This window comes from Pseudanabaena sp. PCC 9330, from assembly GCF_055795045.1.
Map to the genome: position 1 here is coordinate 87,356 of NZ_JAYFES010000107.1, position 21,403 is coordinate 108,758.

At 57.5% G+C, this 21,403-nt stretch carries 22 protein-coding genes and 1 pseudogene; 13 read left to right on the forward strand and 10 right to left on the reverse strand.

What is annotated here, in order from left to right:
* Positions 1 to 128 precede the first annotated feature (128 nt).
* The 3 genes from AC0QKW_RS14225 to grxD all read left to right on the forward strand — a co-directional run bounded on the left by AC0QKW_RS14225 (position 129) and on the right by grxD (position 1,546).
* Complete coding sequence (locus AC0QKW_RS14225; protein WP_473151735.1) at positions 129 to 704, forward strand: hypothetical protein; 576 nt, start codon at positions 129 to 131, stop codon at positions 702 to 704.
* 213 nt (positions 705 to 917) lie between these two features.
* Positions 918 to 1,172: a BolA family protein gene (locus tag AC0QKW_RS14230; protein WP_473151736.1), complete on the forward strand. Its 255-nt coding sequence runs from the start codon at positions 918 to 920 to the stop codon at positions 1,170 to 1,172.
* Positions 1,173 to 1,222: 50 nt separating this feature from the next.
* Entirely contained in the window at positions 1,223 to 1,546 is a 324-nt protein-coding gene (gene grxD, locus AC0QKW_RS14235) for a Grx4 family monothiol glutaredoxin (RefSeq protein ID WP_473151737.1), read from the forward strand.
* Between the two features lie 221 nt (positions 1,547 to 1,767).
* Here grxD and AC0QKW_RS14240 read toward each other — a convergent pair.
* The 4 genes and pseudogenes from AC0QKW_RS14240 to AC0QKW_RS14255 all read right to left on the reverse strand — a co-directional run.
* A pseudogene (locus tag AC0QKW_RS14240) lies at positions 1,768 to 1,872 on the reverse strand (D-aminoacyl-tRNA deacylase); the annotation flags it as partial.
* A complete protein-coding gene (locus tag AC0QKW_RS14245; RefSeq protein WP_473151738.1) occupies positions 1,856 to 2,356 on the reverse strand; it encodes an HIT family protein in 501 nt (166 codons plus the stop codon). The pseudogene AC0QKW_RS14240 and the gene AC0QKW_RS14245, both read right to left, overlap by 17 nt.
* Positions 2,357 to 2,532: 176 nt before the next feature.
* Positions 2,533 to 3,009 (reverse strand): DUF4168 domain-containing protein, encoded by a 477-nt coding sequence (locus AC0QKW_RS14250; RefSeq protein ID WP_473151739.1) that lies wholly within the window; start codon positions 3,007 to 3,009, stop codon positions 2,533 to 2,535.
* A gap of 291 nt (positions 3,010 to 3,300) precedes the next feature.
* On the reverse strand, positions 3,301 to 3,840 hold the full coding sequence (locus AC0QKW_RS14255) for a YHS domain-containing (seleno)protein (RefSeq protein WP_473151740.1): 540 nt from the start codon (positions 3,838 to 3,840) through the stop codon (positions 3,301 to 3,303).
* A gap of 492 nt (positions 3,841 to 4,332) precedes the next feature.
* Between AC0QKW_RS14255 and AC0QKW_RS14260 the strand changes: the two genes are divergently transcribed.
* Genes AC0QKW_RS14260 through AC0QKW_RS14270 form a run of 3 tightly spaced genes read left to right on the forward strand, consistent with a single transcriptional unit; the run spans position 4,333 to position 6,376 of the window.
* Positions 4,333 to 4,518, forward strand: a complete 186-nt coding sequence (locus tag AC0QKW_RS14260) for an NAD(P)H dehydrogenase subunit NdhS (RefSeq protein ID WP_073610644.1) — start codon at positions 4,333 to 4,335, stop codon at positions 4,516 to 4,518.
* 8 nt (positions 4,519 to 4,526) lie between these two features.
* Entirely contained in the window at positions 4,527 to 5,183 is a 657-nt protein-coding gene (locus AC0QKW_RS14265; protein ID WP_473151741.1) for an HAS-barrel domain-containing protein, read from the forward strand.
* A gap of 2 nt (positions 5,184 to 5,185) precedes the next feature.
* Positions 5,186 to 6,376 carry an NAD(P)/FAD-dependent oxidoreductase gene (locus AC0QKW_RS14270; protein WP_473151742.1) on the forward strand — a complete coding sequence of 397 codons (1,191 nt, stop codon included), beginning with the start codon at positions 5,186 to 5,188 and terminating at the stop codon, positions 6,374 to 6,376.
* On the opposite strand, the gene murB is transcribed toward AC0QKW_RS14270, so the two are convergent.
* Positions 6,351 to 7,262 carry a UDP-N-acetylmuramate dehydrogenase gene (gene murB, locus AC0QKW_RS14275; RefSeq protein WP_473151743.1) on the reverse strand — a complete coding sequence of 304 codons (912 nt, stop codon included), beginning with the start codon at positions 7,260 to 7,262 and terminating at the stop codon, positions 6,351 to 6,353. The genes AC0QKW_RS14270 and murB overlap by 26 nt on opposite strands.
* A 59-nt stretch (positions 7,263 to 7,321) precedes the next feature.
* Complete coding sequence (murC, locus tag AC0QKW_RS14280) at positions 7,322 to 8,869, reverse strand: UDP-N-acetylmuramate--L-alanine ligase (protein WP_473151744.1); 1,548 nt, start codon at positions 8,867 to 8,869, stop codon at positions 7,322 to 7,324.
* Between the two features lie 558 nt (positions 8,870 to 9,427).
* On the opposite strand from murC, the gene AC0QKW_RS14285 reads away from it, so the two are divergent.
* Complete coding sequence (locus tag AC0QKW_RS14285) at positions 9,428 to 10,441, forward strand: type I glyceraldehyde-3-phosphate dehydrogenase (protein WP_473151745.1); 1,014 nt, start codon at positions 9,428 to 9,430, stop codon at positions 10,439 to 10,441.
* A gap of 289 nt (positions 10,442 to 10,730) precedes the next feature.
* On the opposite strand, the gene ruvC is transcribed toward AC0QKW_RS14285, so the two are convergent.
* The gene (gene ruvC, locus AC0QKW_RS14290; protein ID WP_473151746.1) at positions 10,731 to 11,231 is read right to left on the reverse strand and encodes a crossover junction endodeoxyribonuclease RuvC; all 501 of its coding nucleotides are present in this window, start codon (positions 11,229 to 11,231) and stop codon (positions 10,731 to 10,733) included.
* 7 nt (positions 11,232 to 11,238) lie between these two features.
* Entirely contained in the window at positions 11,239 to 12,345 is a 1,107-nt protein-coding gene (gene bchI, locus AC0QKW_RS14295; protein WP_473151747.1) for a magnesium chelatase ATPase subunit I, read from the reverse strand.
* Positions 12,346 to 12,791: 446 nt separating this feature from the next.
* Between bchI and AC0QKW_RS14300 the strand changes: the two genes are divergently transcribed.
* The gene (locus AC0QKW_RS14300) at positions 12,792 to 13,991 is read left to right on the forward strand and encodes an FAD-dependent monooxygenase (protein WP_473151748.1); all 1,200 of its coding nucleotides are present in this window, start codon (positions 12,792 to 12,794) and stop codon (positions 13,989 to 13,991) included.
* 8 nt (positions 13,992 to 13,999) lie between these two features.
* Here the strand turns inward: AC0QKW_RS14300 and AC0QKW_RS14305 are convergent, their stop codons facing one another.
* Together AC0QKW_RS14305 and AC0QKW_RS14310 are read right to left on the reverse strand one after the other, a co-directional pair.
* Positions 14,000 to 14,338, reverse strand: coding sequence for a type II toxin-antitoxin system PemK/MazF family toxin (locus AC0QKW_RS14305; protein WP_473151749.1), 339 nt, complete (start codon positions 14,336 to 14,338; stop codon positions 14,000 to 14,002).
* Complete coding sequence (locus AC0QKW_RS14310) at positions 14,325 to 14,549, reverse strand: CopG family transcriptional regulator (protein WP_473151872.1); 225 nt, start codon at positions 14,547 to 14,549, stop codon at positions 14,325 to 14,327. Before AC0QKW_RS14310 ends, AC0QKW_RS14305 begins: the two co-directional genes overlap by 14 nt.
* Before the next feature lie 237 nt (positions 14,550 to 14,786).
* Here AC0QKW_RS14310 and AC0QKW_RS14315 point away from each other — a divergent pair, with 237 nt between their 5' ends.
* The 5 genes from AC0QKW_RS14315 (at position 14,787) to AC0QKW_RS14335 (ending at position 21,309) form a co-directional block, all read left to right on the forward strand.
* Entirely contained in the window at positions 14,787 to 16,019 is a 1,233-nt protein-coding gene (locus AC0QKW_RS14315; RefSeq protein WP_473151750.1) for a TIR domain-containing protein, read from the forward strand.
* A 101-nt stretch (positions 16,020 to 16,120) separates the two neighbouring features.
* The gene (locus AC0QKW_RS14320; protein WP_473151751.1) at positions 16,121 to 16,360 is read left to right on the forward strand and encodes a hypothetical protein; all 240 of its coding nucleotides are present in this window, start codon (positions 16,121 to 16,123) and stop codon (positions 16,358 to 16,360) included.
* Between the two features lie 89 nt (positions 16,361 to 16,449).
* The gene (locus AC0QKW_RS14325; RefSeq protein WP_473151752.1) at positions 16,450 to 16,863 is read left to right on the forward strand and encodes a putative toxin-antitoxin system toxin component, PIN family; all 414 of its coding nucleotides are present in this window, start codon (positions 16,450 to 16,452) and stop codon (positions 16,861 to 16,863) included.
* A 1,270-nt stretch (positions 16,864 to 18,133) separates the two neighbouring features.
* Positions 18,134 to 19,756 (forward strand): AAA family ATPase, encoded by a 1,623-nt coding sequence (locus tag AC0QKW_RS14330; RefSeq protein WP_473151753.1) that lies wholly within the window; start codon positions 18,134 to 18,136, stop codon positions 19,754 to 19,756.
* Between the two features lie 59 nt (positions 19,757 to 19,815).
* Positions 19,816 to 21,309: a DEAD/DEAH box helicase family protein gene (locus AC0QKW_RS14335; protein ID WP_473151754.1), complete on the forward strand. Its 1,494-nt coding sequence runs from the start codon at positions 19,816 to 19,818 to the stop codon at positions 21,307 to 21,309.
* Positions 21,310 to 21,403 lie beyond the last annotated feature (94 nt).

Consider the following 21,403-nt stretch of genomic DNA (forward strand, 5'->3'; position numbering starts at 1 on the left):
GAGTGGGCAATTACCCACATCCTGAAGGACAATTGCATCACTGGCCCAAACCTAGGTGTTACGCCATACCGAGATGATAAGATACCCCAGTGAATTTCAGTTTGATTGTCCCTCACTATATTTTCTCTATGGCCGCTTCCTGTCGTTCTCTACGTTACTCCCTGGCCAGTTGTGCCGCTGCCGTGCTGTCTGTAGCCCTGGTTGGGGGAATGGCTGAAGCGGCATTGGCCCAAAATGGTGCAGACCCCACTCGGCCCATGACCCAGGCGGCCAACTCCCTGACCATTGCCAGCGGGCAACAGCTGATGACCGAAGCCAGTGCCGCGATCGCTGAGCAAAACTATCCCCTGGCCGAGACTAAGCTCCAGCAGGCGCGCGAAAACTTCAACCAGCTCTCTACCTATTACCAAGAGCTGGCCCAAATGTTTGTCGGCATTGACACCCAGATCAACCGCACCCACCGCGAAAAAGCCCTAGAAACCGCCCAACTGCGTGACCAGGCCGCCTACCAGCTGGCCCTCGTGTACCGTGCCCAAAATCAGCCCAGCCAAGCTGTGCCCCTGCTAATGGAAATTTTACGCAGCCAGCAGCCCACCCGTGACCTGGGCCAGCGCGCCTACCAACAGCTGTTTGAGCTGGGGTTTGTCGATGAACCCTACGCTGGGCGCTCGGCCACTACCCCTGCTGAGCCTGTAACCCCTTAACTCAGGCATCACCCCAAACGCCTGCCTGGTGGTCAGCGATAGCCCAGTGCCATTGGTTAGTGCATTTAGCATCCCAAAGAATGTGGGCCCTTAGCATCGGTAAAATGCTTCAACCAGACTGGCGATCGCCATCAAATGGTCATGTCTCCTGGCAAGATGGTCTTGAGGTAGTTTTCTCCTCCCACCCATCCACCCTTGGAACACAGCAGTCCTATGATTACTCCCGACCAGGTTAGCGCCATGATCAAAGCTGGCCTCCCCGACGCCGACGTGCAGGTGCAAGATTTGACCGGTGGCGGCGACCACTACCAGGTAGTAGTGGTTTCATCAAAGTTTGCAGGGCTCAGCCTGGTGCAGCAGCACCAGCTGGTGTACGGAGCCGTACGCGAGGCCATGTCCTCTGAGGCTATCCATGCGCTAGCCTTAAAAACATACACTCCAGAAGGTTGGGCTACCCAAAGCGCCTAGATCTTGTTCTGTCTCGACTGTTTATTCCGCTTCTCAAAGGTATTGACACTATGGATTCGGCAACTAAAGAAAGGCTCGACCAGCTGGTTCAGACCAACACCATCATGGTTTTCATGAAAGGCAATAAGCTTATGCCTCAGTGCGGCTTCTCCAACAACGTTGTGCAAATTCTCAATGTGCTGGGAGTGCCCTTCGAGACGGTTGATGTGCTGGCTGACCCAGACATTCGCCAGGGCATTAAAGAATATTCAAACTGGCCGACTATTCCCCAGGTCTATATCAACGGCGAGTTTGTGGGCGGTTCCGATATCCTCATTGAGCTTTACCAAAACGGCAAGCTTCAGGAAATGGTTGAAATTGCCTTGGCTTCCTAGGACACCACGCATGATTGCCCCCTTTTCAAGGGGGTTTATTGCAGAGACCTTTGCGAAAGATATAGAACCTGCCTCAACAGTACTGGCCGAGTTGGCCCTGGCCAAGGGGTTGATAGTTGTGCAAGTGTTAAATCCCTAATCTGCCCATTTTGGCAAAACTCAGGGTTCTAGCCAGGGCTGATGGCTGAGCAGGCAAGATTTGGCGAAAAACACTGGGCTCTCTACATCACAGCTTCTCGCTCCAGCCGCAGAGTCACAGGGCCATCGTTGTGGATCTCAACCTGTATCATGGCTCCAAACTGGCCAGTCTCAACCCGCAGTCCGCTCGCATGGGGTGGCGGCGAATTTTTCTTGCCACACGGCTCGAATGCGATCGGCGGCATCGGCCATAGCAGCCTCGCTGGGTGGCTTGCCCAGGGTGCGAAATACCTGTAGTTCCAACCCCTTAAGTCCCAGTTCCTCAGGATGATGACCATCGGGGTAGCGGGGTTGCAGCACAAAGTGCACGTGGTAAGGCGGTTGGTCAACCCACAGACTGACGTAGACCCGTTCGGCTTCCATGGCCAGGGCGATCGCCTCCGACATCTGCTGCAAAAATGGCCCTAAAGACGCCGACTCAGCCATGGACAAATCCCACAGATTTTCTCGGTGGAGGCGGGTTTTAACCACCACCGAACCCAAGCCATAGGGGCCAACGCAGTGATCGGCCACCCACCAGGGGTTCTCGGCAATGGTACCGCCAGGCACTGGCTGACTGCCCGTCAAAAGCTGACAGGCCAAACAGGTGGGCGGGGGGCTGTTGTCGGTCATAGGGGCGGGGCTGCCTACGGGAAGGGCCGTGGAACGGTGACCCTGATTTTAGAGTTTAAAGCAATCTTCGCGACAGTCATACTCCAGCAAATGTCGTCTCTCTTCTGGTTAAAGCCCAAGCTCGTTTGCGCCAGAGCCGTGACCTCTGCCCCCGGCCCCAGCACAAATGGCTGATCTTACTCGGCCAACTTTGTGGCGATCGCCTGCCTGAGCTCAGGGTCTTGCTGGGCCTGGGCCATAATTTGCTCAAACTCAGCCACGGTCAAAGCCTCAGCTTCGATGGCAGATTGAATCTCCTGGCTAGCTTCCTGTCGCCGGGCCGCAACCTGCTGGGCAGCGGCGGCAAACTGCTCGGCCTGCTCGGCAGGCACCTCAGCCGTGGGCGATTGCTGGGCTTCGGCGATCGCATTGTAGTCATCTACTGTTAGCCCCTCAGCCTCAACGGCAGCGATCAGGTCGGCCTGCACCCCCTGCTGAATGGCTTGAATGGCCTGATAGGCGCTGACAAAGCGATCAATTTGGGTATCAGACACCTCTACCGGGGTAGTCGGGGCGGGGGCTGGTACCTCCTGGCCCTGGGCCACCGCCGCGACCGGCGTACCCAGCAACAGGGTGGCCGAGAGCAGGGCTTTGAACAAAATTGAAGGTTTCATTGCGATGATCCTCGCCTATGGTCAACTGCGAATCCACGATGGAAATTCGCGGGGAGCACCGGTTTAGGTGTCCTTAGGTTGGCACCTTAGGGGGCGATCGTGTCAGGCCGATGACAGCCCTGTGACGATAGTGTGAACCGCCGCCGTCCCATGTTGTGGACAGCAGCGATTTACACCCAGCATTGCCCAGACAAAAGCTCCCGAGCCCAGAGTGAGGTTGGCTCTATCGACAGGTTGGGCACTGCCGACCCAAGTCAGCCATTTTCCCAGAGCAGCCGATCGCTCTGAAGACTACTCCTTCAGCGTGTCGTTGTTCAAAATTGAGGGCCAGTTGGCATTGGCCTGCATAATTTTGGTGTCTGTATCTTGCTGAAACTCAGCCTGGGCAGCGGCGCTGTAGTTTAGGTAGAGCTTGCCGTCGCGCACCTGCCAGGCAGCGGGTATAGTGGTCGCTAAAACACCACCAGCAGCAGCTTTAGCGCAGTAGCCGCCATACTGGGGGGCATAGGCCGCCGGGTTTTGGGCAAACAAATCGCGGTTTTCTGCGCTAGAAAATAGCCATTCAGCACCGTTCCAACTGTGGGAATATTGAGCGCTGCCCGCCACGGGTTCACTTTGGGTAAAGTAAGCCACCACATCTTGGCCATCTAGGGCTACGCCATTTTCAGTGTAGACCGCAGGAAATCGCGTCGATTGCATCTGGGTCAGCTCCTGAGCAGGGCTAGATCCGACGGTGGGCATATCGCGAGACATGGAGGCGTGTAAGCTGCTGCTCAAACCCAACGTCATTAAACCAGCGGCGATCGCAACAGCAACGTATTTAGTATTCATGGCGATTAGTTATCCAAAATTAGGGGCAAAGAATGAGAATTCAAACTATGAGCTGGAAACAGGTTTTTACCGTTTCAAGCCGATTTCTGAATCTAACTCAGACTAAGCTCTACCAGATTTGGCCACGTGAGTTTTTGCTTAGAAATGCCTGAAGATAGGTGAGAGATGTCTTGGGGGTGGTTCTTTTGTTACCCCTAAAGCTAACGGCCTGTCAGGCCATCTACGGCTTCCAATCGTGCCCGACCCAAGCAAAGCACGGTGCTGATGTCGCCGCTGAGCCCGGCCTTGTCGCCGCAGGCGTGCTCAGGCGCTTACCGTCAAAGGCGGTAGCCTCTATTCAGGCTTACTGCCCCACGACCTAGAACAACCTAGGCACCAGTAGCTAAACCCTCTGCCACTCGGATGTGTCTCCGACAATAGGTCAGTTCAGCCCATTGGCTTAAACCATAGAGGGGCTTAAACTATAGAGGCAGATCCAAAGCAGTGGTCATCATGATTTTTCCTGGGGCTCCGGTTACAGTCATCAATATCAACGACACCTACTACGGTTTTCAGGGTCTGGTGCAGCGCATCACCGACGGCAAAGTGGCGGTGCTGTTTGAGGGCGGCAATTGGGATAAGCTGGTGACCTTTGAAATGTCAGAGCTGGAACCGGTCAGCAGCGGCAAGCGCCGCTAGGTCTGGCCATGCGCTTACCCCTTCCCCAGGCTGCTGCCCAAGCCCGACCCACCGACCACATCGCCGAGGTGATCGAAACCGCCACCACGGAGTTTTTGGCCCAGTGTCTAGAACCCGAAGCTCTGGCCTTTTCTGCCATGCCCCCATTTGGCAGCTGGGTTCATGCGATCGATGAAGAGTCGAACAATCGGGTGTACGGGGTGGTCTACCACGCCACCACCAGCCCCATCGACTCGGTGCACCGGGCGCGGGCGCTGGGCCTATCGCTCGAAGACCTGCGTCAGCAGCAGCCCCAGATCTTTGCCATGCTCAAGACCGAGTTTAAGGCGGCGATCGTCGGCTTTCGCGCTCCCGACCTGGCCGGAAGGCCCCAGGGGTCAATTTTTCAGCACCTGCCGCCGCGTCCGCCCCAGGTGCATCAGGCGGTGTTCTGCTGCACCCCCGAGGCGGTGATTGAGTTCACCGATCAGCTCGATTTTCTCAGAACCCTGCTGGCCATGGGCAGCGCTCCGGTGGATAGCCTGGTGGCGGCAGTGCTGCGCCAGGGCTACCAGCTGCGTAAACTCGATCGCGCCTGGTTGGTCAATGCCGGACGCACCCTGAGCGTGTTCTTAAAGGATGACTACGATCGCCTGCGGATTATCCTCAGCCAGGTCTACGCCTAGCCATGGAAACCTTTGACTGGATTGTAGTGGGCAACGGTTTGGTGGGGGCTGCGGTCAGCTACGAGTTGGCCCGGTGTGGGTTGTCGGTGCTGTTGATTGATCGCGCCCTCGACCCCGGCAACGCCACCCGCTACAGCTACGGCGGCATCCCCTACTGGTCGGGCAGTACGCCGCTAACCCAGCAGCTGTGTGAGGAGGGCATCGCCAAGCACCGCCAGCTCAGCGATGAGCTAGACGCCGATACCGAGTTTCGAGAGCTGGATCTGGTCTTGACCCTGGGCCTGGATGGTGACCCCGAGACGGCGGCCAAGCCCTACGCCCAATGCGCCACGCCGCCCCGGTTTGTGTCGGCGACGGCAGCCCAGGAACTAGAGCCACTGCTAAATCCAGGTGCGATCGCCGGAGCCTTTACCGTTCGCCACGGCCATGTTTCTCCCACCGCTCTGGTCAAGGCCTACAATCAAGCCTTTCAGCGATTGGGCGGCACCCGCATCATTGCCGAAGTGGTAGATCTGGTACGCATCAAAAACCAGGTGACAGGCCTGCTCACCGCCGAGCAGGCCTACCCGGCAAAGCAGGTTTTGGTCGCTGCCGGGGCGTTTACGCGATCGCTCCTCCACCAGGCCCAGGTTCACATTCCCCTCTACTACACCCACGCAGAACTGATCGAAACGCCGCCGCTTGATCTGACCCTGCGGGCGCTGATCATGCCTGCCCAAACCCAGCGTTTTTCCCTAGAGTCTCAGGCCAGTAAGCCCGCCACCGATGCCCAGTGGGATCAACCGGGCTATGAAGTCACTCCTCCCATTCTCGATAGCGGAGCGATTCAGTTTCGCGATCGCCATCTGTGCCTGGGCCAAATTAGCCGCACCCTGACCGATCTGGAGGCGGATCTGGAGGCCGCGGAGAGCGATCGCCGACTACGGGCTGCGATCGCTGACCAGATCCCTGCCCTGGCGGAGGTGCCCGGCACCTGGCGACGCTGCCGAGTCAGCTTTAGCCGCGATGGCCTGCCCCTGGTGGGGGCTGTGCCCGGTGTAGAAGGGTTGCAGGTAATGACCGGATTTAGCGCCCCCTTTGTCTACCTACCCCCCGTGGCCCAGCACTTTGCCCAGGCCGTCGTCGGTGCCGCTGACCCGGTCATGCAGGCGATGGGTCTAGACCGTTTTAGCGATCGCCAAACTCGCCCATAAACTTGACCTCGGGCTGGAGGCGCACCGCCCAGCGGGCCTCGACCTCGCCCTGCACATGGCAAATCAGATGGCGAATCTCCGTCGCGGTAGCGCCCCCCAGGTTCAAGATAAAGTTGGCGTGGCGCTCGGCAACCTGGGCGTTGCCAATGCGGTAGCCCTTCAGACCCGCTTTTTCGATCAGCGTCCCCGCTGTGTCAGGGTAAGGGTTGCGGAAGACACTGCCGCAGTTGGGCAGATCGTAGGGCTGGGTGGCGCGCCGCTGGTTGAGCCCCGCCAGGGTATCGGCCACCACCACCGCCGGGTCGTGCCCCGCATCCAGCTGAAAGGTGGCCTCGACCACCACCCGACTGCCCCCCTGCAACACCGACGTGCGGTATTGAAAGCCCAGCTCGGCGGGGGTGAGTTTGGCCAGGCCGCGATCGGGATCGAGCACCGTGGTCGACACCAGCACATTCGCCGCACAGCCACCGTGGGCACCAGCATTCATCACTACCGCTCCGCCCACGGTACCGGGAATGCCCACTGCCCATTCCAACCCGCGACAGCCCTGCTTGGCCGCCTTCCATGCCAGGGTGGGCAGGGGTTCGCCAGCGGCGACGGTGACGCGCCCATCACCCTCAAACCGGGTGCTGCGCCAGCGGCGGGTGCAGATCACCAGGCCCGCTATGCCGCGATCGCCAATCAGCAGATTTGACCCAGCCCCCAGCGGCGTCATCGGCAGATCAGCGGCGATCGCCCACTCCACCAACTGCTCCAGCTCGCTCAGGCTACGGGGCATCGCTAGCCACTCTGCTGGGCCACCGACGCGAAAGGTCGTGAACGGCTGTAGCGAAGCCCCTGGTTTTAAGCAAGCTAAACCAGGCACAGCCCCAAGGGTTTGGTTCATGGCCTCAGTGCTCAACGGTTGTTTCCCCTGCTACTCAAAACCCTAGAGACGGCTGCTGGCTAGCACGCCTCCTGCAGCGACGGCATCTCGGCCTCGGCGTAGTAGGCCATGACCTGGGGAATAATCTGATTGAGGTTGCCCGCCCCCATAAACATCACTAGGTCACCGGGCCGCAGGCTGTGGGCCAGAGCCGCCTGAATATCATCTAGGGTATGGCCGTAGAACACCCGAGGATGGGCTCCAGCGACAACATCGGCCAGTTGCCGACCTGAGACTCCAAAGGTATTGCTTTCGCCAGCGCTGTAGATGTCAGCCATAATGACTTGATCCGCATCGCCAAAGGCCTCGGTAAAATCGTCTAAGAGAGCGGCAGTGCGGCTAAACCGGTGGGGCTGAAACACAGCCACAACGCGACGACTCTCACCACTGTGACGGCTATCAGCCAGGGTGGGCAACGATTGATCAACCTTAATGCGGGCAGCTGCCAGGGTGGCACGAATTTCGCTAGGGTGGTGGGCATAGTCATCAAAAAACTGAATGCCGTTGTAGCTGCCTCGATGCTCAAACCGGCGCCGCGCACCACAAAACTGCTCTAGACCATCGGCAATATCGGCAAAGGCAATGCCCAGGTGGCGACCGACGGCCACTGCCGCCAGGGCATTGCTCAAGTTGTGGCAACCCAGCACTCGCAGGTGCAAAGAGCCCAGGGGCTGACCCAGTTCCCACACCATAGCTGAGGTGCCCTCAGCCCCAAACGTCACATCAGTGACGTGGTAAGTAGCACCAGTATTGGCATGCAGACTGTAGGTCACATCGGGCTTAAGGCTATTGACCACCACCTCACAGTCGGCGCTAGCCACCAGCAGTCCACACTGCCGCTGAAACGTTTGAAAGGTGGCCACCACCTGCGCTAGATCGTGGTAGTGATCGGTATGGTCAAGCTCGATATTGGTCACGATGCCAATGCTGGCTGACAATTTTGCCAGAGTACCGTCTGACTCATCGGCCTCAGCCACTAGGTAGGGTCCCTGACCAATGCGCGCATTGCCCCCCCAGATGGCCACCTCGCCACCCACGACAATGGTTGGGTCTAAGTTTGCCTTTAGCAGTAGGTGCCCAATCATGCTGCTGGTGGTGGTTTTGCCGTGGGTACCGGCTACCGCGATGCTGTTGTACTCGCGAATGAGCGCCGCCAGCACGTCTGACCGGTGAAAAATGGGACACCCCAAATCTAGGGCCGCCTGGTACTCCGGATTGCGGGGATCAATGGCGGTAGAACAAATCACCTGAGGAATAACGCCTTGATCGACCACGGCAACGGCTGAACGGGTCTCGAGGGCTACACTTCGACCGCTCGACCGGCCCCCTGTGGTGGCCACTGTCGAGCGATCGCCCTCTAAAAAATAGTTTAAGTTGGCGGCTTCTTGCTGCCAAAAGATATGCGCACCGGCTTCCTGCAAGCGCCGAGTGATGTGGGTGAGGCGAAGGTCAGAGCCCGAGACCGGCAGGTTTCGTTTAGTCAAGATATAGGCCAATGCCGACATGCCAATGCCGCCGATTCCAATGAAATGGAAAGGTCTGCCGGTAAAATCTACGGAAATTGGCATCGTTACACTCCTTACAACACCACACCACACCAAGTGTCAGGCGTAATCATAGCAAGAATTATTAATTTGGCCTAAACATCAAGGCTGGGCGTTGCGGCTGTTCCGAGGCGGCTTTAGCGCTTAGCTTTGCCTGGTTTGAGCGCAGGCCAAGCCTCACTCGATGGAGCCCAATGGGAGAGGAGCAATAGATGCCGCAGTGGGGCGATCGCTGGCCAGACAAAGGGTGTAGCTATTTTTAGAGTAGATCGTTTAGAGCCAGGAGATGCGATCGCCTCCTGCCGTAACTCATGGAGCAAAAAACAAAAATGTCATACCAATTTTCTATTCATAGCGGCGGCGAAGAGTAAAAATACTTATGCTATGACCGTGCGCCAACCTGCTCAGCTCCTGGGTACCGCCGGTTCCAGGGCCGCAAACTATAGATATGAAGCCCCAGATCTCGACTGGACATAGATTCGGTTCAATGGAATGACTCTATAAAGTGGATCATGCTTTGCGATATTATGGTCTCGTCTAAGAATAGATACCTAGTACGACTACAACAGAGGGTTAAACGCAGTGGTTAGAGTAGCAATTAATGGTTTTGGCCGCATTGGCCGTAATTTTCTGCGCTGCTGGTTGACGCGCGAGAACAGCCAGCTTGAGGTGGTAGCTATTAACGATACGTCTGATCCTAAGACTAACTCCCACCTGCTGAAGTACGACTCTATGCTGGGTCGTCTCGATGCCGACATCGTCGCCGGGGAAGACACCCTGACGGTCAATGGTAAAACCATCAAATGCTATTCCGATCGCAACCCCAACAACCTGCCCTGGGCCGCCTGGGATATTGATCTGGTAATCGAGTCTACCGGCGTGTTTGTCAGCGAAGAAGGGGCCTCTCGCCACATCGAAGCCGGGGCGAAAAAAGTATTGATTACCGCGCCGGGCAAGGGCGGCGGCATTGGCACCTACGTCATGGGTGTGAACGATGCCGACTACACCCACGACCGGCACAACGTGGTCAGCAACGCTAGCTGCACCACCAACTGCCTGGCTCCGGTTGTCAAAGTGCTCAACGACAGCTTTGGCATCATCAAGGGCACGATGACCACCACCCACAGCTATACCGGCGACCAGCGCCTGCTCGACGCCAGCCACCGCGACCTGCGCCGGGCCCGTGCTGCGGCTCTCAACATTGTGCCCACCACCACCGGTGCGGCCCAGGCGGTAGCCCTAGTCATTCCTGAAATGGCCGGTAAGCTCAACGGCATTGCCCTGCGGGTGCCCACCCCCAACGTCTCGGTGGTTGACCTAGTGGTACAGGTCGAAAAGCCTGCGATCGCCGACCAAGTCAACCAGGTGCTCAAGTCTGCTGCCGAAGGCCCCATGAAGGGCATTTTGGCCTACAGCGACCTGCCGTTGGTCTCCATCGACTACCGCAAGACCGATGAGTCTTCCATCGTTGACTCTAGCCTGACCATGGTGATGGGCGGCGACATGGTGAAAGTAGTGGCCTGGTATGACAACGAGTGGGGCTACAGCCAGCGCGTGGTCGACCTGGCGGAGCTGGTCGCTTCTAAGTGGCAGTAGACCCTTGACCCCAAGGGAGCTATGTCAGTACCACCCATCTACATGTCTCTAAACCCCTAGTCTAAAGACATATAGATGGGCAAATAGCTAAGCAAATAGCTAAAGAGAAGGGAGCACAAATTATGTGCTCCCTTCTCTTTAACTTGGGCTAACCCAGCCCTGTGGCTTAGATGAGCACGGTCGCCTGCGGTTTGCGCTACTGGTTTGCGCTCCTCAATATAAGAATTGCTCTTATGCCAAATCCTGCTCGACCGAGAGTATCCAAGCAAGGGTTGGTATCGAGCGTCGCTCAGCGCTGATACCACCCGGCCAGGGCCAGGGCCAGGGCATCGGCGGCATCGTCAGGGCGAGGAATGCGATCGAGGTTCAGTTCGCGAGCTACTGCCTCCTGCACCTCGGCCTTGTCGGCATTGCCGTAGCCAGTCAGCGCCTGCTTGACCTGGGCAGGGGTAAACTCGATGTAGGGCAGGTTTTGCTGAGCCAGTACTAGCATCACTACCCCCCGCGCCTGGGCCACCAAAATGGTATTACCCATGCGGTAAAAGAAAAATTTCTCAATCACCACCAGGTCGGGTTTGTACTGATCGAGTAGGCTGTGTAGATCGCTGTAGATGGTGCAGAGGCGATCGCCCACGGGAGTTTTGGCCGGGGTCTCGATCACGCCAAAATCGACCACCGCTGCCTCGGCTTGGGTAGATTGGGTAGGCGCAACGCCAGGGTCATCACCATCGATTACCCCAAACCCCAGAATGGCTAACCCTGGGTCAAGCCCAAAAATGCGTTGACCCACGGAATGCCTACCGCGCCCCCACGGGCTGGCGACCGTTCACTGCGGCATCGTCGGGGTCGGCCAGGCCAAACACCTTGCAGAATGTTTTCTCGACCTTGTAGCCCGAGTCGATGCTCTCTAGGGGGTCTTTGCGCAGGCGGTGGCGCAGGCAAAGCACAATGACGCGCTTGATGTCGTTGAGGGTGACTTCGGTGCGGCCCTCGTAGGCGGCGATCGCCTTAGCGGCCCGGTTGGTGACAATGTCGCCCCGCAGACCGTCGACATCTAGCTCAGAGCAGACCTCAGAGATGCGTACCCGATCGTCGTAGTCGAGGGTGACCGAAGCCAGCCGCTCCCGCGCCTCGACCAGCTTGACCTGGAGCGCTTCCTGTTCGGCCTGGTGCTTGGTGAGATAGGTGGTGGGGTCTTGGTCAAACTCAGAGCGTTGCTCTACGATTTGCACCCGCAGCTCGGGGTCGCGCACCGTGCGAATCTCGGCGTGCATACCAAAGCGATCGAGCAGCTGGGGCCGCAGTTCGCCTTCCTCAGGGTTGCCCGAGCCCACCAGCACAAACTGAGCCGGGTGGCGAATGGAGATACCCTCCCGCTCAACGGTGTTCCACCCGGAGGCGGCGGAGTCGAGCAGCACATCGACCAGGTGATCGTCGAGCAGATTGACCTCATCGACGTAGAGAATGCCGCGATTGGCCTTGGCCAACAGGCCCGGCTCAAAAGCTTTGACGCCTTCGGAAAGGGCTTTTTCGATGTCGATGGTGCCGCAGACTCGGTCTTCGGTGGCTCCCAGGGGCAGATCGACCATGGGCACTTTCTTAAGCGCCACGGGCAGGTCGTCGGTACCCCGCTCGGCGTGAACATCTTGATCTTGGGGCGATCGGTTGAAGGGGTCGTCGGCTACGGTTTCAATCTCAGGCAGCAGGTCGGCCAGGGCGCGAATGGTGGTCGATTTGCCCGTACCGCGATCGCCCATAATCATCACCCCGCCAATTTTGGGGTCAATGACATTGAGCAGCAGGGCCAGCTTCATGTCGTCTTGGCCAATCACAGCGGTGAAGGGAAATACCGCGCGGCGGGCGGGAGCAAAGGAGGCCGAGGGAGTCGCAGCAGTAGAATTCACAGGCGTTTCAAAAGATGACGGCAAACACAATCTAAACTCAGGGCGTCTTCCATTGTGCCACAGTAGCTGCGCTCCTCTGGCTCTGAGCAAGGCAAAAGAGCGATTCTCACTAGCTTCTACCTCACGGACTGCCTAGTTTGTATTATTCATGACCTAGGGGCAATGCCCGTCATTCCTGTGGCAACGGGCATCTAGCCAAAACCGCATACTTTCGAGTGGATTCCCGCCCAGGCGGGAATGACAGCCGCTCGGTTCCCTCCTTATTAAGAGATCTCTGGCAGAGCAGACATCCCCGCGTAGGGGCGCAGGCCCTGCGCTCTTCGGAAGCAACCAAATTCTTCGGTATCTTGCTGCCAGAATTGGCCTTAATAATCCACCCTAGGGCGATCGGGCTCTGTCGAGCGCTATTCTGAACCAAAGGTTCTGTAAACGCCATCCATTCAACCATGCCTAGAGTGGTCATCGCTGGCGCTGGCCCCACCGGGGCTACCCTGGCTCTACTGCTGGCCCAGCGCGGCATCTCCGTCACCCTGGTCGAGGCCGCCCGCGACTTTCAGCGCCAGTTTCGCGGCGAGGGGCTCATGCCCACTGGGTTAGATGCTCTCCACCAGATGGGCCTGGATTCTCTGATCGAAAGCATTCCCCACCGCCCCCTCAGCGCCTGGGAGTTTTGGCTCAACGATCGCCGCCTCTTCCGCGCCAACGAGACCCTGGGATCATCCCGCCCCTGCACCCTAGTCTCTCAGCCACCATTGCTCGCCGCCCTGGTGCAAACCGCCCAGACCCACCCCGGCTTTGAGTGGATCTCTGGCACAGCCGTGAAGGACCTGCGGTGGCAGGGTGAACGGGTCGCTGGAGTCCATCTGGTCGATGGTCGCACCATTGAGGCAGATCTCGTGATCGGGGCTGACGGTCGCGCTTCGGTCATTCGCCAGCGGGCCGATCTCTCCCTCGACACCCAGCCCAAGAGCATTGACGTGCTGTGGTTTAAGCTGTCTGCCCCACCGGGCTACGAGGCCGACAATCGCTTTTGTACGGTGGTGAAAGGGGGCCGGGTATTTAGCCTATTCCACGGAGCCGAGGCGGGCAAATTGCACCTGGCCTGGGCGATCGCCCCCGACGAACCTACTGAACAAAAAGACTGGGCCAAGACCTTTGCCGACCTAGTACCGCCAGAGTTTATGGATCATTTTCAATCCGCCAAAAACAGCATTTCAGCCCCCCTGCGGCTCTCGGTAGTGGTGGGCCGCTGCCCCCGCTGGCACCGCCCTGGACTGCTGCTGCTGGGGGATGCGGCTCACCCCATGTCGCCAGTACGCGCCCAGGGCATCAATATGGCGCTGCGGGATGCGATCGTGGCGGCGAATCACCTGGTGCCTGTCTTTAAATCAAGGGACTCTATTGATGCTGAGGCGGTCGATGGGGCGATCGCCCGCATTCAGGCCGAGCGCGAGCCCGAAATTATCGAGGCGCAGCGGCTCCAGGCCCACGAAGCCAGTCGGGGCGAACTGCTGCGCCGGGTTGACCCTCTGCGCCAGGGGCTGAGCTTGCTCTCACCTGTGGTAGGGCCAGTTATTCAACAGCTCTGGACTCAGCAGCAAAAGCCCCTACGCGAAGGCATTACTAAGGTGCGGCTGACGGTGTAGTGAAGCGGCTAGCGTAGACCGAGGTGCAGCGTGAGGGCCGCATCTATCGCCTGCATCGGGCCGGGTTCCAAATGTCCTACTCGACCACCGACTATTCTTTGTTTTGAAATGGTGCGAATTTGCTGCGTTTGAGCTTTTGAGGCTTTGGGTAAGCCGCTGTCGGCAGTAGTCAGCAAGACTTCAAAGGGGTATACCCGACTCACTTGAGATGTGAGAGGGACTACCGTAACCGTAGAAGCAGCGCGATTGTTGGCATTATTGCTGACGATTAGCACCGGGCGTTGCTTGGCAATCTCTGAACCAACGACTGGATTGAGGTCAGCAAAGTAAATATCACCACGCTTCATCAGCGAGCCCATCGGCAGCGGTGATGTCCCAGGCGCTATCGGTTTCTTGCGCCGCCAGAGCGTAGGCTTCTTCTAGTTCTTTTTCGCGCAGTAGCTCTAGGGCTTGCTCAATGACCTGCGATCGCGATTTGCAGTCGTGATTGGCCCGGTAAGCTTCAACAAAGCTGAGCAAAGGCTGAGGCAGCGAAATCGACAGCTTAGCGACCTGCATAGGACTCCAATCGGTAGGAAGCATAGTCATACCAAAAGTGTAGCGTTTGACCGCCCGTAGCGGTAGGAAGAATCGCCCATTTCTCGTCACTGTTTCCGTAGGCAGGGCCAGTTGGCTTTACCCAATTCCCCGTTGCTACAACATCTACTCAAGCTGTTGCTCAACCCGTGCCGTTTGTAGGCTACAAGCGGCTCCCCAACGAAGTTGAGTATAGTAGAAGGCAAATTCTGGGCATCTATGGCGGCGACTCCACCCCAACGAGATTTTTTTGTCAGCTACAACAGTGCTGATAAAGCCTGGGCCGAGTGGATCGCCTGGATTTTGGAAGAGCGCAGCTACACCGTCAAAATTCAAGCGTGGGATTTTTTGCCCGGCAATAACTTTGTGCTGGAGATGGATGACGCAGCGGCGGGCTGTACCCGCACGATCGCCGTGCTCTCTGACGACTACCTCCAGGCCAAATACACCCACCCCGAGTGGGCCGCTGCTTTTAAGCAAGACCCCCAATCCCAAGAGAGTCGACTGATCCCCATTCGGGTGGGGGAGTGCAGGCCCGAGGGGTTGCTGGGGCAGATCAACTACATCGACATTGTTGGTAAGGCTGAGGGGGATGCGGAGCGATCGATCGTCGAGGGCATTGCGGCGGCGCTAAAGAAGCGAGGTAAGCCGGAAACTCGCCCGTTGTATCCCCGCCGCGAACTGGCCCGCCCCCTGCCGCCGGAAGATGCCCTGGAGAAAGCCAGCTTTCCAGGCCGGGTGCAGACGCAGAACCCGTTTTTGCCGCTGACGGGGGCGGTGGATGAGGCGGAGCAGTTTTTTGACTGCGATCGCACCCTCAACCGCATTTTTGAGGTGCTCAACAGCGGCAGCAATGTGGCGCTGATTGGCGATCGCAACCTGGGCAAATCTTCGCTGCTGCGGGAGGTGGCCCGGCAGGCCGAGGGACGGCTGACCCTGCCGCGCCAGCCCATTTTTATCAACCTGGTGATGCTGTTTAGCGAAGATGAGTTTTACGAAGAACTCTGCGCCAAGGTGGGCATCGCCGAAGATACGCGCGGCAACAAGCTCAACCGCGCCCTGCGGGACAAGCGCCTGCTGCTGATTTTGGATGAGGTGGAGCGCATTGTGCAGGATGAGTTTTCGCGCCGGGTGCGCGACCAACTGCGCGGCCTCTCGGAGGGCAAAGACGCCCCCCTGCGCCTGGTGCTGGCCGCCCGCGACTCGTTAGAAACGCTATTCCCTGACAGCTATGACGGTGGCATGGTGTCGCCCCTGCACGGCATTTGCTGGGAAGAGCCGATTAAACCCTGGTCGGCGGAGAGCATGCGCCAGTTTATCGCCACCCGCCTGGCCCCCACGCCCATTCGCTTCAGCGACGATGAGATTGCCGATCTGATCGCCACCTGCGGCGGCAGACCCAAAGATCTAATGCAGCACTGCAACGCCCTCTTTCGTACCAAACTTCCCTAGGGTGGGAGAACGCCATGGGTTTCTTTAGTGCCCCTAGGACAGCCCCAGCCTTGGTCTAACTTACAATAGAAGAGCTTTACCTCATTAGATAAGGAGGCAAGATGGCAACACTAACCTTGAGTGATGAGCAGGTTATTGAATTGGTCAAGCAGTTGCCAGTCGATCAGCAAGTAGAGATATTTAGGTTTTTACTGCTTCAACAGTGGGGCAAATGGGAATCGCTATCCCGTTATGGAGTCGAAAAGGTCAGGGTGCTTGCCCAGGGGAAAAACCTCAATTGGGACACAATGACTGAAGAAGAGCGTGATGCCTTCATTGATGAGGTGGTGCATGGGGACTAAGAGACTGCTTCAAAAGCCAGCCCAGCCTTGATCTGGTGCCATCAGCTAAACCAAAGCTTGGAATCCTTGGCTCTTTAAAGTGACTTTTAATGCACTATGCCGTAGTTTTTGACACCAACATCTTAATCTCCGCCCTATTGTCTACAAACAGCAACCCATTTCGATGTCTGGCATTGGCAAAAATAGGGCAGATCGAATCTGTGACCTGCCAGGAAATTTTAGATGAGTTTGCCGAAAAGCTGCTTGTCAAGTTCAGGTTTTCTGAAGAGATGGCACAGGCAGCTGTGGAGGAAGTGCGTGGATTCTCTCGCTTAGTCAAGATTCCAGGAACACTTCAAGTTGTCTCCGACGATCCGGATGACGATATGGTTATAGAATGTGCCGTCATTGGCAATGCAACCCACATTGTTACAGGAGATAAGCATCTTTTATTATTGGCAAACCACCAACAAATTATGATTCTGAAGGCAACAGAGTTCATTAAATTGTTGTCATCGTTCTGAAGTTCTATCAGCTGCCAAAAACCACTTCATTAGAAGAATTCAGACCATTGGTAAAACCGGAAGATTATCCTGCGTCCAGCAATCGAGAAGATTATGAACGCCCCAGCCTCAAACTCGTACTTTTTAGCACCCTCCTACTTGCTTGAGAGAGTTGCTCGGAGGGGGGTAGGGGTGTCTCAGCTTGAGCCAACCTACCCCTACCACTCCGAGGAGGGGATTTTGCGGCAGGGGGTACTCCACTGTGGCTAAAGACGACCTGGCCAACCTGCGCCTAGATCTGGCCCCAAAACTCAACCGCCCCCTCTCGCTGTGGAACCCTTTTGATTACTTGCGGTTACTGTTTTGGGTGTTTTATTTTCCTCAAGCATTGCGGTGGTATATAGATCAGTTTGGCGGTGGATATATTTCAAGCAGCGAGTTGAACTGGCGAAATGGGTTTGAAATTTTACGTACCAATCGAGTGCAACGAAACCTTTTACTTCAGGGAGTCTTACTTACTAATGCCACTCCTTTACTACTGAGCTATTTACTAGAAAATTTGGGTTTCTCTGTGAATTGGTTAGGCGTGGCATACGGTATAGCGGTGGGCGTTGCGTACGGCATAGCGGTGGGCGTTGCGCTGGGCGTGGGGGGTGGCGTGGCATTAGGTGTAGCAGGTGGTGTTGCGTTAGGGGTGACTTTAGGCGTAACGGCAAGTACGGCAAGTGTAATAGGGAACATGACGTTCGGCGTAGCGGTAGGCGTAGCGGCAGGCATAACAGGGGGCGTAGTATATGGCGTGTCGGCAGGCATGGCGGTCGGCTTAGCATTCGGATTAGCAGCAGGCGTAGTGCTAGGCATAGCGTTCATCGTGGTATTTGGCGTAACATTCAGCGTGGCGGTAGTCGTAGCGTTTGGTGTGGCGATTGTACGACCTGATAGTTGGCTGCTATTAATTTTAATAAAACCCCTTAAACTAAAGAGATACTTATGGTCAATTGCCTCAATTACACCATTACCAATTTCATTTAGCACTCGTATATTGCAGCAAAATTTTCGCTGCAATTGGGGACTAGCTGCTCTTAATGCAAATGAAATTCTGGCTTATACCTATCAGTTTATTCCAGTTTCAGGAGCCATAAATAAAGCGCTAAAGCCACTCCCTAGCAGTGAATTACTGTCAAAGTTTGCTCAAATCACTCAGTCTCCTTTTGATTGGAATTTAATCAGGTATAGCTCAGCCTCGTTAGGAAATGCTCTTAGAGCGCGGTTTGTAAAAGGACTTATTATTTTGCCATTCCGGGGGAGACTGGTATCCCGCTTTAACACCGCCCCTCGCCTTGATACTCCTGCCCGCGCTGCCGCCGCTGGCTTTTGGTATCTCCACGAGGAACAACCCGCCGAAGCCGCCCGCGCCTTTGCTGTCATCCGCGACATTCGCCACGGCGAAGAAATGCACGGCCTCGCCAGCCTCCTCGCCCTCTTCGACGCCGCCGAAACCACCGAGCAAATCGCCGCCATCGAGCTGCCCGATCTGCCGCGCGATCGCACCCTCCGCCCCCAAACCTGGGAAGCCATCAACCGCTTTTGTAACGTCGTTGCCGACACCAAAACCGCCCAGGCCAGCGCCTCTCGCACCGCCCGCGCCTTCGCCACCAACCGCGCCCTGGGCGAACTGCAACACATTATTGAACACGAAGCCGACCTACCCGAAGCCGAGCGCTCCCTGGTGATCGAAATCGCCAAAACCTGGCGCAATGCCCTGCTCGACATCACCGCCGAGGTGGGCGAACTCAACCTCGCCCAGCCAGTACAAAATCCCTACGTCATCGGCGACCCAGTCGAGGGCGACCTGTTCGTGGGGCGCGACGACATCATGCGTCAGCTGCAAGAGCTGTGGCTGATGGGCAACCACCTGCAATCGGTGGTCATCTACGGCCACCGCCGCATGGGCAAAACCTCCATTCTCAAAAACATTGAGCCTCGGCTGGGTTCAGGCATTCACATCGCCTACGTCAACCTGCTTAAAAGCGCCGGGGCCGAAACCCTCAGCGATGTGCTGCTGGCCATCAGCGATCAGGTCGCCACCACCCTCGCCATCGCCCCGCCCAGCGATGCCGATATGGAAACTAGCCCGTCGCGCACCTTTGAGCGCTTTTTGCGCCGGGCCACCGACACCCTCGCCCAGGGCAAAGGGCTGATCATCGCCCTCGACGAATTTGAGAAAATTGAAGAACTGATCGAAGCGGGCAAGCTAGAGGCCAGCTTTATGGCCTACCTGCGGGGGCTGGTGCAAGACAGCCCCAGGGTGGGCTTTGCCTTCGCCGGGCTACACACCCTGCGAGAAATGTCTGCCGACTACTTTCAGCCCTTCTTTGCCAGCGTCATCCCCATCAAAGTTGATTTCTTTAAGCCCGCCACAGTACAAACTCTGCTGCCCAACCCCGGCAGCGACTTCCCCCTCGACTACGACTACGACGCCCTCGATGAGATCTGGCAGCTCACCGCTGGGCAGCCCTACCTCACCCAGCTCATCGGCTTTCAGCTGGTGCGCCGCTACAACGACCAGGTCTTTGAGCGCCAGCAGCCCCGCGAGGCCAAATTCACTGTCGCCGATGTGCAGACCGTCATTAGCCAGCCCGAGTTTTTTGCCCAGGGCAAGCCCTACTTTGCTGGAGTCTGGGCGCAGGCAGGCCACGACGCGCCAGGGCAGCACTCAATTCTCATTGCTCTAGCTCCTCACCCCGACGGTCTAGCCGAGGACGATCTGCAAGCAGAGTCTGGCCTAGACGACGATACCTTTGCCGCTGGTCTAGCTACCCTGACCAACCACGACGTTGTGCGCCTTAGCGACGGCACCGCCAAAATCATCGTCGAAGTGTTTCGCCGCTGGGTGCTCAGCCAGCGGGGCTAAGTGAAAAAATCTTGCCGTTGCGCCTCTCGCTACAATACCTTCAGCAATTACCACACACCATGGGGCGCACACCCACCCTCACCTACGATCGCGGCACCCTGATCTTGCACCCGCCCCCCAGGGGCAAAAGCTGGGTTGACTTCGCCCACTGGGACGATCGCATCGAGAAATTTCGCATTCCCGCCCAGCAGTACCGCACCCTGGTCGAAACCCTGAGGGCCGAGCAGGTGTCCTTCAACGACCAGACCCAGACCTTTACTCCCCTAGCGCTTGATCCCCAGCTCACCCTAGAGCCCTATGCCCATCAGACAGAGGCCCTCCAGTCTTGGATTGACCAGCGCTGGCGGGGTGTGGTGGTGCTGCCCACCGCCAGCGGCAAAACCTACCTGGCCCAGATGGCCATGCAGGCCACCCCGCGATCGACACTAATCACCGTGCCGACGCTAGATCTCATGCATCAGTGGTACGCCCACCTGAAAGCCGCCTTTCCCGATGTAGAAGTGGGGCTTTTGGGTGGTGGATCAAAAGATCGCACCCCGATTTTGGTGGCCACCTACGACAGCGCCGCCATCCACGCCGAGAGCCTGGGCAACCAGTATGCCCTGCTGATCTGCGACGAGTGTCACCACCTGCCCAGCGACTTTAATCGGGTGATTGCCGAATATTCCATCGCGCCCTACCGGCTGGGGCTGACCGCCACCCCCGATCGCGCCGATGGCCGCCACGAGGATTTAACCCATCTGCTGGGGCCGGTGGTCTACGCCAAGTCAGCGGCAGATCTGTCGGGCGATGCTCTGGCCCCATTTCAGATCGTGCCGATTAAAGTCAAGCTGTCGGATGAGGAGCGATCGCGCTACAGCCAGCTGATGGCCCAGCGCAACCAGTTTTTGCAGGAGGCCAATATTTGGCTCAGCTCGGCCCAGGGATGGCAGCGGTTTGTGCGGGCCAGTGCCCAGTCTGGGGCCGGGCGGCGGGCTATGCTGGCCCACCGAGAGGCGAGGGCGATCGCCCTCGGTACTGAAGGCAAGCTGCGGGTGCTGGCAGATCTGCTGGCTCAGCACCATCCAGACCGCACACTTATATTTACCAATGACAATGCTACGGTCTACCAGATCTCTGAGACCTTCTTGATCCCCGCCATCACCCATCAGACCCCGGTCAAAGAGCGCCACGCCGTACTTCAGGGGTTTCGTAGTGGTGACTACCCCACCCTGGTGGTCAGCCACGTGCTCAACGAAGGAGTAGACGTACCCGAAGCCCGAGTGGCAATCTTGCTCTCCGGCAGCGGCTCTGTGCGCGAGTACGTACAGCGGCTGGGGCGCATTCTCCGCAAAGGCAGTGGTGGCAAACAGGCGATCCTCTACGAAGTCGTAGCCGAAGAAACTACCGAAGAGGCGATCTCTAGCCGCCGTCGTCAGGGGGTGCAGCACCCAGGCGATCGCCCTCGTCAGCTAGAGCTAGTGCCGGTTAAACCGGTGTACGGTGGCGATCCCCTGCCAGCGATGCCTCGGGCCGCAGAAGCCTTGTCCCCCGAGAACGATTATCTCTCCTAGCCCCCCCCGAGGCCAGTTGTTGCGATCCCAAAGAAGTGGCATTTTTCTTAGCGCAGAAATGCTCTCAGCCGCTATCTTGGTATTAGACTAAAGC

Coding starts and splice junctions, on each gene's coding strand:
- AC0QKW_RS14225 (WP_473151735.1), top strand. CDS start 129: ATGGCCGCTTCCTGTCGTTCTCTACGTTACTCCCTGGCCAGTTGTGCC.
- AC0QKW_RS14230 (WP_473151736.1), top strand. CDS start 918: ATGATTACTCCCGACCAGGTTAGCGCCATGATCAAAGCTGGCCTCCCC.
- grxD (WP_473151737.1), top strand. CDS start 1,223: ATGGATTCGGCAACTAAAGAAAGGCTCGACCAGCTGGTTCAGACCAAC.
- AC0QKW_RS14245 (WP_473151738.1), bottom strand. CDS start 2,356: ATGACCGACAACAGCCCCCCGCCCACCTGTTTGGCCTGTCAGCTTTTG.
- AC0QKW_RS14250 (WP_473151739.1), bottom strand. CDS start 3,009: ATGAAACCTTCAATTTTGTTCAAAGCCCTGCTCTCGGCCACCCTGTTG.
- AC0QKW_RS14255 (WP_473151740.1), bottom strand. CDS start 3,840: ATGAATACTAAATACGTTGCTGTTGCGATCGCCGCTGGTTTAATGACG.
- AC0QKW_RS14260 (WP_073610644.1), top strand. CDS start 4,333: ATGATTTTTCCTGGGGCTCCGGTTACAGTCATCAATATCAACGACACC.
- AC0QKW_RS14265 (WP_473151741.1), top strand. CDS start 4,527: ATGCGCTTACCCCTTCCCCAGGCTGCTGCCCAAGCCCGACCCACCGAC.
- AC0QKW_RS14270 (WP_473151742.1), top strand. CDS start 5,186: ATGGAAACCTTTGACTGGATTGTAGTGGGCAACGGTTTGGTGGGGGCT.
- murB (WP_473151743.1), bottom strand. CDS start 7,262: ATGAACCAAACCCTTGGGGCTGTGCCTGGTTTAGCTTGCTTAAAACCA.
- murC (WP_473151744.1), bottom strand. CDS start 8,869: ATGCCAATTTCCGTAGATTTTACCGGCAGACCTTTCCATTTCATTGGA.
- AC0QKW_RS14300 (WP_473151748.1), top strand. CDS start 12,792: ATGCCTAGAGTGGTCATCGCTGGCGCTGGCCCCACCGGGGCTACCCTG.
- AC0QKW_RS14305 (WP_473151749.1), bottom strand. CDS start 14,338: ATGAAGCGTGGTGATATTTACTTTGCTGACCTCAATCCAGTCGTTGGT.
- AC0QKW_RS14310 (WP_473151872.1), bottom strand. CDS start 14,549: ATGCAGGTCGCTAAGCTGTCGATTTCGCTGCCTCAGCCTTTGCTCAGC.
- AC0QKW_RS14315 (WP_473151750.1), top strand. CDS start 14,787: ATGGCGGCGACTCCACCCCAACGAGATTTTTTTGTCAGCTACAACAGT.
- AC0QKW_RS14320 (WP_473151751.1), top strand. CDS start 16,121: ATGGCAACACTAACCTTGAGTGATGAGCAGGTTATTGAATTGGTCAAG.
- AC0QKW_RS14325 (WP_473151752.1), top strand. CDS start 16,450: ATGCACTATGCCGTAGTTTTTGACACCAACATCTTAATCTCCGCCCTA.
- AC0QKW_RS14335 (WP_473151754.1), top strand. CDS start 19,816: ATGGGGCGCACACCCACCCTCACCTACGATCGCGGCACCCTGATCTTG.